General features: G+C 64.7%; 13 protein-coding genes. 9 read left to right on the forward strand and 4 right to left on the reverse strand.

What is annotated here, in order from left to right; genetic code table 11:
• Positions 1 to 58: 58 nt before the first annotated feature.
• Positions 59 to 481, reverse strand: a complete 423-nt coding sequence (gene ndk / locus E2I15_RS08760) for a nucleoside-diphosphate kinase (protein WP_137482763.1) — start codon at positions 479 to 481, stop codon at positions 59 to 61.
• A 344-nt stretch (positions 482 to 825) separates the two neighbouring features.
• Here ndk and E2I15_RS08765 point away from each other — a divergent pair, with 344 nt between their 5' ends.
• The 3 genes from E2I15_RS08765 (at position 826) to E2I15_RS08775 (ending at position 3,454) form a co-directional block, all read left to right on the forward strand.
• Complete coding sequence (locus E2I15_RS08765) at positions 826 to 1,089, forward strand: hypothetical protein (RefSeq protein ID WP_018271306.1); 264 nt, start codon at positions 826 to 828, stop codon at positions 1,087 to 1,089.
• Between the two features lie 223 nt (positions 1,090 to 1,312).
• A complete protein-coding gene (locus tag E2I15_RS08770) occupies positions 1,313 to 1,483 on the forward strand; it encodes a hypothetical protein (protein WP_246668341.1) in 171 nt (56 codons plus the stop codon).
• Between the two features lie 108 nt (positions 1,484 to 1,591).
• Entirely contained in the window at positions 1,592 to 3,454 is a 1,863-nt protein-coding gene (locus E2I15_RS08775; protein ID WP_137482765.1) for an ABC-F family ATP-binding cassette domain-containing protein, read from the forward strand.
• On the opposite strand, the gene E2I15_RS08780 is transcribed toward E2I15_RS08775, so the two are convergent.
• The 3 genes from E2I15_RS08780 to E2I15_RS08790 all read right to left on the reverse strand — a co-directional run bounded on the left by E2I15_RS08780 (position 3,451) and on the right by E2I15_RS08790 (position 6,088).
• Complete coding sequence (locus E2I15_RS08780; RefSeq protein WP_137482766.1) at positions 3,451 to 4,005, reverse strand: hypothetical protein; 555 nt, start codon at positions 4,003 to 4,005, stop codon at positions 3,451 to 3,453. The two genes, E2I15_RS08775 and E2I15_RS08780, sit on opposite strands and share 4 nt — an antisense overlap.
• A gap of 102 nt (positions 4,006 to 4,107) precedes the next feature.
• A complete protein-coding gene (locus E2I15_RS08785; protein ID WP_137482767.1) occupies positions 4,108 to 4,560 on the reverse strand; it encodes a DNA polymerase III subunit chi in 453 nt (150 codons plus the stop codon).
• A 25-nt stretch (positions 4,561 to 4,585) separates the two neighbouring features.
• On the reverse strand, positions 4,586 to 6,088 hold the full coding sequence (locus E2I15_RS08790; protein WP_137482768.1) for a leucyl aminopeptidase: 1,503 nt from the start codon (positions 6,086 to 6,088) through the stop codon (positions 4,586 to 4,588).
• A 370-nt stretch (positions 6,089 to 6,458) separates the two neighbouring features.
• On the opposite strand from E2I15_RS08790, the gene lptF reads away from it, so the two are divergent.
• The 6 genes from lptF (at position 6,459) to rsmA (ending at position 14,120) form a co-directional block, all read left to right on the forward strand.
• Positions 6,459 to 7,625, forward strand: a complete 1,167-nt coding sequence (gene lptF / locus E2I15_RS08795; RefSeq protein ID WP_016847429.1) for an LPS export ABC transporter permease LptF — start codon at positions 6,459 to 6,461, stop codon at positions 7,623 to 7,625.
• Entirely contained in the window at positions 7,622 to 8,719 is a 1,098-nt protein-coding gene (gene lptG / locus E2I15_RS08800) for an LPS export ABC transporter permease LptG (protein WP_137482769.1), read from the forward strand. Before lptF ends, lptG begins: the two co-directional genes overlap by 4 nt.
• A 77-nt stretch (positions 8,720 to 8,796) precedes the next feature.
• A complete protein-coding gene (locus E2I15_RS08805) occupies positions 8,797 to 11,220 on the forward strand; it encodes an LPS-assembly protein LptD (RefSeq protein WP_155262282.1) in 2,424 nt (807 codons plus the stop codon).
• A 78-nt stretch (positions 11,221 to 11,298) separates the two neighbouring features.
• Positions 11,299 to 12,246 (forward strand): SurA N-terminal domain-containing protein, encoded by a 948-nt coding sequence (locus E2I15_RS08810; RefSeq protein WP_137482771.1) that lies wholly within the window; start codon positions 11,299 to 11,301, stop codon positions 12,244 to 12,246.
• Positions 12,247 to 12,263: 17 nt separating this feature from the next.
• On the forward strand, positions 12,264 to 13,265 hold the full coding sequence (pdxA, locus tag E2I15_RS08815) for a 4-hydroxythreonine-4-phosphate dehydrogenase PdxA (protein ID WP_137482772.1): 1,002 nt from the start codon (positions 12,264 to 12,266) through the stop codon (positions 13,263 to 13,265).
• Positions 13,266 to 14,120, forward strand: a complete 855-nt coding sequence (gene rsmA, locus E2I15_RS08820; protein WP_137482773.1) for a 16S rRNA (adenine(1518)-N(6)/adenine(1519)-N(6))-dimethyltransferase RsmA — start codon at positions 13,266 to 13,268, stop codon at positions 14,118 to 14,120.
• Positions 14,121 to 14,137: the final 17 nt, after the last annotated feature.

Raw genomic sequence — 14,137 nt, forward strand, 5'->3', positions numbered from 1 at the left:
CCGGTTTGTTTTCGACACGGTCTCCGCTGGAGACCGTGCCACGTCCAGTGATGCGGCGTTAGCCGACGATCTCGTTACCAGAGAAGAACTGCGCGATCTCGATCACGGCGGTCTCCGGGGCATCCGAACCGTGCACCGAATTCTCGCCGATCGACTTCGCATAGAGCTTGCGAATGGTGCCTTCGGCGGCCTTCGACGGATCGGTCGCGCCCATCACGTCGCGATATTTCAGGATGGCGCCCTCGCCTTCCAGCACCTGGACCACGACCGGGCCCGAGGTCATGAAGTCGACCAGTTCGCCGAAGAACGGACGCGCCTTGTGCACGGCGTAGAAGGTCTCGGCCTGGCCGCGGGTCATGCGGATGCGCTTCTGCGCCACGATCCGCAGGCCCGCCTTCTCGATCACCGCATTGACCGCGCCGGTCAGGTTGCGCTCGGTGGCGTCGGGCTTGATGATCGAAAAGGTGCGTTCAATCGCCATGATTTCGTCCTTGTAAACGTGGCTGGGAGTTGCGGGGGCTTATATCGGCGGGATGGGGTAACGGCAAGCGACCCTGTGACGCGTTAGCCTTTAGTTTTGACGCATTTTCAAGACGAAAACCGTCGTTCGGGTGCCCTCCGGATCGCGGCTGGCTCGGCCAGCTTACCGCGATTTCATCTAGGTGAACCCATTCTGTCGGCGCCGTGCCGCTGCCGTTCAGCTCCAGCTCGATAGGCTCTGCAGCGATCGGACGCCTTGCTGGCCCCATCCGCAAGCCTCACAGGACGTCTCGGGAAATGTCACCGCGGGCGCGTCGCGCGCGCCCATACATCGAGGAGACGATCATGTTACGCAAACTCTCGCTTGCCGCCGTCGCCGCGGTTTCGCTCGGTGCCGCCGCGCTCGCCCCGACCTCCGCCTCGGCGTGGGGTGGTTGGCATGGCGGCTGGCACGGTGGATGGCACCACGGCTGGTGGGGCGGCCCGCGCGTCATCGTCGGCGGTCCGGCCTATTACGGCGGTTATGGCTACGGTGGCGGTTGCTACGTACGCCGCGTCGTGCCGACCCCGTGGGGCCCCCGCTGGCGCCTGGTCAACCGCTGCTACTGATCCATCGAATCTGTCGACTGCTCCCCTGACTTGCTTCTCGCCCCGGCCCTCGCGCCGGGGCTTTTTTCAGGTCCGCCGCGGAACCCGGGCATATGCTGGGGCCCACTACCTCAAAGCGAGAGTAAGGCGCGGAAACCAAATTCGGGGTCGCGACTTGTCATGGCGAGGAGCTACTCGAACATGCGAGGTGGAACTCGCCGAGAGACATGCCATGACGATGACAATGAGCAAGATCGACAGCGACGCCGATCAGATTGATCACAAGACCTGCCGTTACATCTGCGATGCCGTGGGTGAACGGCTTCAGCAAAGCATGCGGCCAGAGCCCGCGCTTTCGTCTCGCCTGCAGCAGCTCCTCGACGAGATGCAACGACGGGAAGGCGATCGCCATTAAATGTTGAGGGGCTGACCAGCAGCCCAATTGCGTTTTTGCGACAGCGCCCGGGAGAGATTTTACAAACAGACGGGTTGCGTTTGGCGGCGGGTCCGGTGACAACGCTGCATGCTCTCCATCACTGACATTTCGGTCCGGATCGCCGGACGGCTGTTGATCGATAACAGTTCGGTGCAAATTGTGCCCGGAGCCCGCGTCGGATTTGTCGGCCGCAACGGCGTCGGCAAATCGACGCTGTTTCACGCCATCCGGGGCGACATTCCGACCGAGAGCGGCAGCATCGCGCTTCCGCCGCGCTGGCGTATCGGCAGCCTCGCGCAGGAAGCGCCCGACGGGCCCGAAAGCCTGATCAACGTCGTGCTGAAGGCCGATCTCGAGCGCGACGCGCTGCTGCGCGAGGCTGAGACGGCGCATGATCCGCACCGGATTGCCGAAATCCAGACCCGGCTGGTCGACATCGACGCCCATTCCGCGCCCGCCCGTGCCGCGGCGATCCTCTCCGGCCTCGGCTTCTCGACATCAGACCAGGCACGGCCGTGCGCGGAGTTTTCCGGCGGCTGGCGCATGCGCGTCGCGCTGGCGGCGACGCTGTTCTCCGCGCCCGACCTTCTGCTGCTGGACGAGCCGACCAACTATCTCGATCTCGAAGGCACGTTGTGGCTCGAGAACCACCTCGCCAACTATCCGCGCACGGTGATCGTGATCAGCCACGACCGCGACCTCCTGGATACCTCGGTCGATCAGATCCTGCACCTCGATCGCGGCAAGCTGACGCTCTACAAGGGCACCTATTCCTCGTTCGAGGAACAGCGCGCCGCGCGCGAATTGCTCGACGCCAAGCACGCCAAGCGGCAGGCCGATGAGCGCAAGCGCCTGCAGGATTTCGTCGACCGCTTCAAGGCCAAGGCCTCGAAGGCACGGCAGGCGCAGTCGCGCGTGAAGATGCTGGAGCGGATGAAGCCGATCACCGCGCTGGTGACCCAGGACGTTCATGAGATCTCGTTCCCGGCGCCGGAGAAGCTGCTGTCGCCGCCGATCATCGCGGTCGACGACGTCTCGGTCGGCTACGAGCCCGGCAAGCCGGTGCTCAATCGCGTGACGCTGCGCGTCGATACCGACGACCGCATCGCGCTGCTCGGGGCCAACGGCAACGGCAAGTCGACGCTGGTCAAGCTGCTGGCGGGCAAGCTCGCGCCGTTTGCCGGCAAGATCACGAGGGCCGACAAGCTGTCGGTCGGCTATTTCGCCCAGCACCAGGTCGACGAGCTCAATCTCGACGGCTCGCCCTATGATCACATCCGCAAGCTGATGCCGGAGGCGCCGGAGAGCAAGGTGCGCGGCCGCGTCGGAGCCATCGGTTTCTCCGGCAAGGCCGGCGACACGCTGGTGAGGAGCCTGTCGGGCGGCGAGAAGGCGCGGCTGCTGCTCGGACTTGCCACGTTCTACGGCCCGAACATGATCATCCTGGACGAGCCGACCAACCATCTCGATATCGACAGCCGTGCGGCGCTGGCGGAGGCGATCAACGAATTCCCCGGCGCCGTCATGATGGTCTCGCACGATCGTTATCTGATCGAGGCCTGCGCCGACCGCCTGTGGGTCGTGGCGAACCAGACCGTGACGGCCTATGACGGCGATCTCGACGAGTATCGACGCATGATCCTGTCGGCCAATGACGGCCGGCCGGCCTCGCGCGAGCGCGTCAAGGAGCCCGCCAAGCCGGAGCGCACCCGCAGTGAAAAGCGCGCTTCGCCAAGGCAGCGGGTCACGCAAGCCGAGGCCGAGATCGAGCGCATCAACGGCATCATCGCCAAGATCGATATCGCGCTCGCATTGCCGGATATTTTTACGCGCGACCCCAAGCAGGCCGCGCAACTGACCAAGGCGCGCGCCGGCGCCGAGAGCGCGTTACAGCGCGCCGAGGAAGACTGGCTGGAAGCCAGCGCCGAACTCGACGAAGCGGCGAATTAGCCGTGCGAGGTCTTTTTCTTCTTCGGCTTTGCCTGCTTCGGCTCCGGCACAGGGTCCGGACCGCGCTCGACGGACGACAGGCGCCCTGAGGAGAACGTGTAGATGCCGGCGCGCGCGCCGCGCGACCAGGTCACGACCGCAACACGCTCGCCGCCCGGCCCACTGGACAGGTTCACACTGTCGGGAGCACCGATGCCGCGCACGACGTCGCATTCAGTGTGGCCGAGTGCAACGCTGCCGCCGGTTGGTTGCGGCGGCGGTGCACCGCCGGCCTGCGCGTTGGCATCGGTGGCGCCCGGCGGCGGTGCCATGCCTGGACAGCTGCCGTCGGCACTGACGAGATCGTCGTTCGTTACCGGCTTGTCCGGTGTCAGCGGCGGCGATTCGATCGAGATGTTGCGGATGAACACCCGCCCGGGACGCGAGAACCATTCCGCATCGCGCGAAAACAAGTCGGATCCGGCGCCCGAACAGCCGGCAAGTGCCGGTGCAAGCACCAGCAAGGCCAGCAGCGACTTCCGACTGAATGTTCCGTCCCGCACGATCGACAAAGCTCCTACCCCTTCACCTAAGGGCTTGTCCGAACATCACTTTGCGGCATGACCGTGGCCCGCCCTAAGAAACGTCGAATTATCATTAATTAGTAGCTATCGCTATTGGCGCCGTTGCCAGCGTCCTCGCTCGTCGGTCTGCCAATAGGTGACCTCGAAGCCGCGTGCCTTGCAAGCCGTCCAGCTTTCCCTGGCCGAGGCCACCGCGTCGGGGTCGTCGCCGTTGAACACGAGGACCAGCCGCTCGTAGCTGTCGCAGTCGGCCGGCAACGCCGCATTGTCGACCAGGAAGCGGACATTGGCCCGATTCGGGTTGCCCTCCTCGATCGACAGGATGATCGGCTGGTCCTGCGCGTCGGCAACGCGCGAGGTCGCGTGCGGCAGGAATGAATCGTCGCTGTAGGTCCACAGATGCGCGTCGAGCGTCTCGGCGCGCTCCTGCGACGTCGATTGCACGACCACGCGCCAGCCGCGCTCGAGCGACTTCTCGAGCAGCGGCGGCAGCACGCTCTCCAGCGTCATGTTCTGCAGATGGTAGAACAGAACCTCGGTCATGCGCCGGCCGACACTCTATTTCTTGCTATTTCTTGGCTTCATAATAGTCGGAGACCAGCCGCTCGAGCAGCCGGACGCCAAAACCCGAACCCCAGCTCTGATTGATCTCGGTCTTCGGCGCGCCCATCGCGGTGCCGGCGATGTCGAGATGGGCCCACGGCGTGCCATCGACGAAGCGCTGCAGGAATTGCGCTGCCGTGATCGAGCCGCCGTTGCGCCCGCCGGTGTTCTTCATGTCGGCGAATTGCGAATCGATCTGCTTGTCGTATTCGGGACCGAGCGGCATGCGCCATACCTTCTCACCGGTCTCCAGGCCGACCTTGGTCAGGCGCTCGGCGAGCTCGTCGTTGTTGGAGAACATGCCGGCGTGATCGGTACCGAGCGCGACCATGATCGCGCCGGTCAGCGTGGCCAGATCGACCATGAATTTCGGCTTGAACTTCTTGGCGACGTACCAGAGCACGTCGGCGAGCACGAGGCGTCCCTCGGCGTCGGTGTTGATGATTTCGATGGTCTGGCCGGACATCGAGGTGACGATGTCGCCCGGCCGCTGCGCATTGCCGTCGGGCATGTTCTCGACAAGGCCGATGGCGCCGACCGCATTGACGCGGGCCTTGCGCGCCGCGAGCGCATGCATCAGCCCGACCACGCAGGCCGCACCGCCCATGTCGCCCTTCATGTCCTCCATGCCGCCGGCCGACTTGATGGAGATGCCGCCGGTGTCGAAGCAGACGCCCTTGCCGACGAACGCGACCGGTGCCTCGCTCTTCTTGCCGCCGTTCCAGCGCATGATCACGGTGCGGCCGGGCCGCGCCGATCCCTGTGCGACGCCGAGCAGCGCGCCCATGCCGAGCTTGGTCATCGCCTTGACGTCGAGCACCTCGACGCTGACGCCGAGCTTGCGAAGCTGGCTGGCGCGGCGTGCGAATTCCTCGGGATACAGCACATTCGGCGGCTCGTTGACGAGTTCGCGCGCCAAATTCACTCCGTCGACGACGGAGGCTTCAGGCGCATAGGCCTTCCTGGCGGCGGCAACATCGTCGACGGCGATCGAGACGTCGGCCCGCAGGGCGCCGTCCTCGCCGTCCTTCTTCTTGGTCTTGTAGCGGTCGAACTTGTAGGCGCGCAGACGGATGCCGGTGGCGATCGCGGCGGCCTGGCCGGCGGCCATCGCCGCATCGGGCAGTTCCGCGATCACGTTCATCGAACCGCTGCCGGCATTGAGCTTGCCAGCCACCGCGCCGCCAAACTTGAGGAAATCCTTCTCCTTGAGGTCGGCCGGCTTGCCGGTGCCGATCACGATCAGCCGCTCGACCTTGATTCCCTCCGGCGCCAGGATGTCGAGGATTGCCCCGCTCTTCCCCTTGAACTGGTTGGCGGCCGCGGCCCGCTTGACCGTCTCGGCGGCAGCACCCAGCGCCTTCCGGGCGACGGCTCCCAGCTTCAATTGGTCGTCGCAAAAGACGACCAGAATACCGCGAGCGGCCGCGGAGAATGGGACAAAGCCGACCTTGACGGCGTCGGACATAGGAAAATCCTCCAGAACTCAGGGTGTTGCTCGGACCTGAGGCGGTCCTTCCGGCACGCGGGGTGAGCATTGCGATGGCGGTCCGGAACCAGACCGGACCAAGCTTGTCACGCACTATGACCTGTCGGCTGCGTCGCTGCCAAGCGCCGGAGTGGCCCGAAGGCCACAAAAGCGATTAATTAACCATAAATTAAGCGTGCCTTGGCCCGGCCATTTTGTTGACGGATCAAAGGGATGGTAGTGAGAGAGTGACTAGAGAGTGAGCCGGACGGGTCCGCGGCTCGACCATAGGGGAACCCGGGTTGACGGGGATGGTCGAAAGCCGTGCGTTTGGTTGCGTGCAGGGGTCTTTGGGGGTCGTGCGGTAGCGATGGGGTCGATCGACAAGTACATCTTTAAAACGACGCTGGCGTCGTTTGCGCTTGTCCTGGTCAGCCTCACCGGCGTGATCTGGATTACGCAGGCGCTGCGCGGCATCGACCTGATGACCAGCCAGGGTCAGACCATCCTCACCTTCCTCGGCATCACCGGTCTCGTGATTCCCGCCCTGGTGCTGATCATCGCCCCGATCGCGCTGATGATCGCGATCTCCCATACGCTGAACAAGCTCGCGACCGATTCCGAAATCATCGTCATGAACGCGGCGGGCTTCTCGCCGATCCGACTGTTCCGGCCGTTCTTCCTTGCCACCTGCGTGGTGGCGGCGCTGGTCGCCTTCATCGGCGCCTATCTCGCCCCCGACGGCATGCGTCGAATCAAGCAGTGGGACGCCGAGATCACCGCCGACGTGCTGACCAACATCCTGCAGCCCGGCCGCTTCGCCCAGCTCGACCAGAACTTGACGATTCGCATCCGCGAGCGCCTGCCCGGCGGCGTGCTCGGCGGCGTCTTCGTCGACGATCGCCGCGATCCGCAGGAGCGCGTCACCATCATCGCCGACCACGGCACCGTGCAGAAGACCGATCGAGGTTCGTACCTCGTGCTCTATGACGGCAATCTCCAACGGTTCGAGGTTGGCAAGCGCGATCCGGCGCTGGTCGCGTTCGCCCGTTACGCCTTTGACATGTCGAAATTCTCGCAGGGCCGCGACGTCACGCTCGGGATTCGCGAGCGCTATCTCTGGGAACTGATGTGGCCGGACGAGGAAGACAAGACCTATCAGCAGCTCTCGGGCCAGTTCTTCGCGGAGCTGCATGATCGCTTCATGGCGCCGATCTATCCGTTTGCGTTCGCTGCCCTCACCTTCGCTTTCCTCGGCGCGCCGCGCACCACGCGCCAAAGCCGCAATTTCTCGATCGGCGGCTCGGTATTCGCGGTGTTCGGCCTGCGCATGGTCGGGTTCGCCTGCTCCGTCATGGCGGTGAAGACGCCGCTCGCGGCGCTGGTGCAGTATCTGATGCTGTTCGGCGGCATCGGCATCGGCATCTGGATGATCGTCGGCGGCGTGGTCGTCGAACCGCCGCCACGGCTGATGGAAGCGATCAACAGGAACAACGAGCGCATTGCGCGCCTCTTCCGGAGGCCGGCAACCGCATGAGCATGGTCACAAACACACTCGGGCGTTATTTCGCCGGCCGCTTCGTGATCGCGGCGGTGGGAGTGTTCGCGGGCATCTTCGTGCTGCTCGTGCTGGTCGACTACATCGAGATGGTGCGCAAGACGTCGGGCCTCGTCTCGGCCTCCGCGATCACGGTGGCGGAGACTTCGCTATTCCGGGTGCCGCAGCTGCTCGAGAAGCTGATGCCGTTCTGCGTGCTGATCGGCGCCATGACCTGCTACCTCGCCTTGTCGCGGCGGCTGGAGCTCGTCGTGGCACGCGCCGCCGGCGTCTCGGCCTGGCAATTCATCTCGCCGGCGCTGGCCAGTGCGATCTTACTCGGCATCTTCGCGACCACCGCCTACAATCCGGTGTCGGCCAATCTGCGCGAGCTCTCCAAACGCATGGAGGCCGAGTTGTTCGGCTCGGCGCCCGGCGGCGGCATTCAGGACGCGTCCGGCTTCTGGCTGAACCAGATCAACGACGAGGGTCAGGCGATCATCAATGCGGCCCGCAGCGAGCAGCAGGGCGTCCGGCTGACCGGCCTCACCGTGTTCCGATTCGATACGACGCTTCAGTTCAAGGAGCGAATCGAAGCGCGCGAAGCGGCGCTCGAAGACGGCCGTTGGGTGTTCAAGGGCGTGCGCCGATTCACCCTCGATAAGCCTCCGGTGGATCAGGACACCTTCTACCTGACCACCACCCTTACCCCGGCACAGGTGCGCAACAGTTTCTCCACCCCGGAAACTGTGTCCTTTTGGCAACTGCCGAACTACATCCGTTCGTCGGAGAGTTCAGGGTTCGCGACGGCTGGCTATCGCTTGCAGTATCACAAGCTCATCGCACAGCCGTTTTTGCTGGCTGCGATGGTGATGTTGGCGGCTTCTGTGAGCCTCCGCTTCTTTCGGATGGGCGGCGTGCAGAAGATGGTTTTGAGTGGCGTGGGCGCAGGCTTTCTGCTCTACGTGCTGTCGAAAGTAACTGAAGATTTGAGCAAGGCTGAGTTGATGCATCCCATCGCTGCGGCGTGGTTGCCTGTCGTTGTGGGCAGCCTCACCGGTTTCTTAGCCTTGCTGTACCAGGAGGACGGGTAGTGGCTATCGTCGCCGCCCGCCAGTTGAGGTCGCCTGCTCCCGGGCGGCGCAGTGCCCTGCGCCGTCAACGGAGCCGCATGGCCGCGTTTGGCGTTTCGATCTCAGCTCTCCTCGCCGCGTTCGTCGTGGTCAGCGCGCTCGACATTGTCGCGTCGGCGCCGGCTGCCGCGCAGGCCTTCACCTACAATCCGCGTCCGCCGAAGCCGCCCCGCCCGCCAGCCAAGAATGACGGGCAGATGCTGGTTCAGGCGACCGAGGTCGATTACGACTACAACAACCAGCGCATCTCGGCCGTCGGCAACGTCCAGATGTTCTACAACGGCACCAGCGTCGAGGCCGACAAGGTCATCTACGACCAGAAGACCAAGCGTCTTCATGCCGAAGGCAACATCCGCATGACCGATGCGGAAGGCAAGATCACCTACGCCAACATCGTGGATCTCAGCGACGACTACCGCGACGGCTTCGTCGATTCGCTGCGCGTCGACACTGAAGACCAGACCCGCATGGCGGCGACCCGTGCCGATCGGTCCAGCGGCAATTACACGGTGTTCGACAACGGCGTTTATACCGCCTGCGCGCCATGTAAGGATGATCCGAAGAAGCCGCCGCTCTGGCAGGTCAAGGGCGCGCGCATCATCCATAACCAGACCGAAAAGATGCTCTATTTCGAGAACGCCCAGCTCGAATTCTTCGGCGTTCCGATGGCGTATCTGCCCTATTTCTCGACGCCCGATCCGACCGTGAAGCGCAAGAGCGGCTTCCTGATGCCGGGCTTCACGACGTATTCGGCGTTCGGCGTCGGCGTCGAAATTCCGTATTACTTCGCGCTCGCGCCGGACTTCGACGCGACCTTCAATCCGCGCATCACGTCGAAGCAGGGCGTGCTGTTCCAGGGCGAATTCCGCCAGCGTCTGTCGAACGGCGCCTATCAGATCCGGCTCTACGGCATCGACCAGCTCGATCAGGGCGCCTTCGCCGGCCAGCCCGGCGACCGCCAGTTCCGCGGCGGCGTCGAGACCAAGGGTCAGTTCGCGCTGAACGACAAGTGGACCTGGGGCTGGGACGGCGTGCTGCTGTCCGACTACTACTTCATGTCCGATTACCGGCTGGCCCAGTACAAGGATCCGTTCGGATCGTTCCTGTCGCTGCCGACCGAGGCGATCTCGCAGCTCTATCTGACCGGCGTCGGCAACCGCAGCTTCTTCGACGCGCGCGCGATCTATTATCTCAGCTACTCCGGCAACCAGAACCAGGTTCCGGTGGTCGCGCCTGTCATCGACTACAACAACGTGATCAACAGCCCGATCTTCGGTGGCGAGTTCAGCTACAAGGTGAACTTCACCAACCTGACCCGCGAAACCGCGGTGTTCGACCCGATCACGGCACAGGCCGCCAACCCCCTTAACCCGTTGTGCACGACCACATCCGCGGACCCGATGGCGCGGACGCCGTCGCAGTGCCTGCTGCGCGGCATGCCGGGCACCTACACCAGGCTGACCGCCGAGGCGCAGTGGCGCAAATCCTATACCGACCCGCTCGGCCAGATCTGGACGCCGTTCGTCGGCGTCCGCGCCGATGCCATCAACGCCGACATCTCGAACCAGCCGGGCGTTTCCAACTTCCTGCCGGTCGGCGACACCCAGACGGTCCGCCTGATGCCGACCGTCGGCTTCGAATACCGCTACCCCTTCATCAACGTGCAACCGTGGGGCACGACGACCGTCGAGCCGATCGCGCAGGTCATCATCCGGCCCAACGAGCCCGACGCCGGCAAGCTTCCGAACGAGGACGCGCAGAGCCTGATGTTCGACACCTCGAACCTGTTCGCGGTCGACAAGTTCTCCGGCTACGACCGCGTCGAGGGCGGCAGCCGCGCCAATGTCGGCGTGCAGGCCACCACGCAGTTCGATCGTGGCGGCAGCGTCAAGGCGATGTTCGGACAGTCCTACCAGATGTTCGGGTTGAACTCGTTCGCGGTCGCCGACGTCACCAACACCGGCGTCGACTCCGGCTTGCAGAATCCGCGCTCGGACTATGTCGCCAGCCTCGCCTACTCGCCCAACCGTACCTACACGTTCAGCGTCCGCTCGCGGATGGACGAGGCGACTTGGAACATCAACCGGTTCGAGGCCCAGGCCAGCGCGAACTTCGACCGCTGGTCGGTCAGCCTGATGTACGGCGACTATGCCGCGCAGCCGGAACTTGGCTATTTGACGCGCCGCGAGGGCATCCTCGCCAGCGGATCGATCAAGGTAGCGGCGAACTGGGTGGTTCAGGGCGCGGCGCGCTGGGACCTTGAAGCGAACAAAATCAACCAGTACGCGTTCGGCGCGGGCTATGTGGACGACTGCTTCGTGCTGGCCGCCAACTATGTCACGTCCTATACCTATCAGGCCGGCTCGACGCCGCCCGTCCTCAGCCACGCGTTCATGTTCCAGATCGGGCTGCGGACGATCGCCCAAACCTCCACGACCAGCAGTTCGGCTGGTATGCAGTAGCGAGCGAGCGGTCTGGCGGAGGGCGTGGATTGCCTGTGGCTCCGGCTTGAATTGGTTTAAACGGCTGACATGACGATAATGACGACCGCTAGCCTGCCAACGCGCCGCTATCAGCTAGTGTTGAGTTTCCTGCTCGCTCTTATCCTCCTGCTCGGAGGCGGTGCGCGACTGCATGCCCAGACCATCGCCGTGATGGTCAATGGCGAGCCCATCACCAATTACGACATCGAGCAGCGCGCCAAGCTGAACGCCCTGACCGGCGGCAAGACGCCCGATCGGAAGACCGTCCTCGACGAACTGATCGACGAGAAGCTGAAGATCAAGGAAGCCAAGAAATTCGGCGTCGACCCCTCCGCCGGCGATATCGACCAGTCCTTCGGCGGCATGGCGCAGCGGATGCGGCTTTCCGGCGACCAGCTCACCAAGGTGCTCGAGGGCAAGGGCATCCGCCCTGATACGCTGAAGCAGCGCATCAGGGCCGACATGGTCTGGACCAGCCTGGTCCGCGGCCGCTTCAAGGAAAGCCTGCAGGTTGGCGAAAAGGACGTGGCCAACGCGGTCAAGGAGACCGGAGGGGCGGCCGAGGCCGAGGCGTTCGAATACAGGATGCAGCCGGTCGTTCTGATCGTGCCCCGCGGCGCGCCGCAGTCGGAGTTCGAGGGGCGCCGCAAGGAAGCCGACAGCCTGCGCGAGCGCGTCACCAGTTGCGAGGAAGCCAACACCTTCTTCAAGGCGATGCGCAACGCCGCGATCCGCGAAATCGTCGTGAAGACCTCGGCCGACCTGCCGCAGTCGCTGCGCGACATCCTGGACAAGACCCCGGTCGGCCACCTCACGCCTCCCGAGGTCACCAAGCAGGGCATCGAAATGGTCGCCCTGTGCGGCAGGAAGGCAACCACCGTCGACACGCCGAAGAAGCGTGAGATGCGCGACAAGATGTACGTGCAGAAGTACGAGGCGAAGTCGAAAGCCTACCTGCAGGAAGTCCGGAAAGCCGCGATGATCGAATATCCAGGCGGGCGATGATCGACTAACGTTGACGCATGGCTCAACCTCTCGCACTGACATCCGGCGAGCCCGCAGGCATCGGCCCCGACACCACGCTCGCCGCATGGCTGCGACGCCGCGAACTCGATCTCCCGCCGTTCTATCTGCTCGGCGACCGCGCCGCGCTTGCCGAACGCGCCAAGGCGCTCGGGCTTGCCATCGAGTTGGCCGAGGTCGGCGCCGAGGAGGCATCCGCGGCGTTCGCACGCGCCCTCCCCGTGGTTGCGACCGGCAAGGCGGCGACGGCGCGACCGGGCCAGCCCGACGGCACGAGCGCGGATGCGGCGCTGGCATCGATCCGGCAGGCCGTCGCCGATGTCGCCGCCGGCAAGGCCAGCGCCGTCGTCACCAATCCGATCGCCAAGAACGTACTGTACCGCGCCGGCTTCCGGCATCCCGGCCACACAGAGTTCCTGGCCGAGCTCGCCGCAAGCGGCGGGCACGCGCCGCAGCCGGTGATGATGCTGTGGTCGCCGGCGCTCGCCGTCGTCCCGGTGACGATCCATGTGTCGGTCCGCGAAGCGCTGGCGCAATTGACGACCGACCTGATCGTGTCGACTGCAAGGATCGTGGTCGCGGACATGAAGGCGCGGTTTGGCCTCGCGGCGCCGCGGCTCGCCATTGCCGGCCTCAATCCGCATGCCGGCGAAGACGGCACGCTCGGCATGGAAGACGTCGAGATCGTCGCGCCCGCGGTCGAGATCCTGCGCCGCGATGGCATTGCCGTCCGAGGCCCGCTGCCGGCCGACACCATGTTCCACGCAGCCGCGCGCAAGACCTATGACTGTGCGATCTGCATGTATCACGACCAGGCGCTGATCCCGATCAAGACCGTCGCGTTCGAGGACGCCGTCAACGTCACCCTGGGGCTGCCCTTCATCCGGACGTCGCCCGATCACGGCACCGCATTCGATATCGCCGGCACCGGCAAGGCCAATCCGTCGAGCCTGATCGCCGCCCTCCGGCTCGCCGCGCGCATGGCCGCGGCATCAAGCTAAGTGAGCGCGATCGACGATCTGCCGCCGCTGCGCGACATCATTCGCGAGCATTCGCTGTCGGCGCGTAAATCGCTGGGCCAGAATTTTCTGCTCGATCTCAACCTCACCGCGCGCATTGCTCGCGCCGCGGGCCCGCTGGAAGACTCCACCGTGATCGAGGTCGGCCCCGGTCCCGGCGGCTTGACGCGCGCGCTGCTTGCGCTGGGTGCCAAGCGCGTAATCGCCATCGAGCGCGACGAGCGGGCGCTGGCCGCGCTCGACTACATCGCCAGGCGCTATCCCGGCCGCATCGAGATCGTGCATGGCGACGCGCAGCGCTTTGATCCGCGTCCCTTCCTCGACGGCGCCAAGGCCAAGATCGTCGCCAACCTGCCCTACAACATCGCAACCCAGCTCTTGGTCGACTGGCTGTCGATCGAGCCGTGGCCGCCCTGGTACGATATGATGGTCCTGATGTTCCAGCGCGAGGTCGCCGAGCGCATCGTCGCCCATGAGGACGAGGAAGCGTTTGGCCGGCTCGCGGTGCTCGCCAACTGGCGCGCCGAGACCAAGATCCTGTTCGACATCTCGCCCGCGGCCTTCGTGCCGCAACCGAAGGTCACGTCCTCGGTGGTACGATTGATACCGCGCGCCGCGCCCGAGCCGTGCGATCGCCGCATGCTCGAGCAGGTCGCGGCCGCCGCCTTCGGCCAGCGCCGCAAGATGCTGCGCCAGAGCCTGAAATCGCTGTCGGTCGATCCGGCGCGGCTTGCTGCAGCAGCCGGTATCGACCCGACGCGGCGCGCCGAAACCATTCCGGTCGCGGGCTTTGTTGCCATGGCGAGGGAATTGGCCGATATACGGGCCACAAAATAGAACAACAGGAGAAAACG

The organism is Bradyrhizobium sp. BR2003, from assembly GCF_009720285.1.
Lineage (GTDB): Bacteria > Pseudomonadota > Alphaproteobacteria > Rhizobiales > Xanthobacteraceae > Bradyrhizobium > Bradyrhizobium elkanii.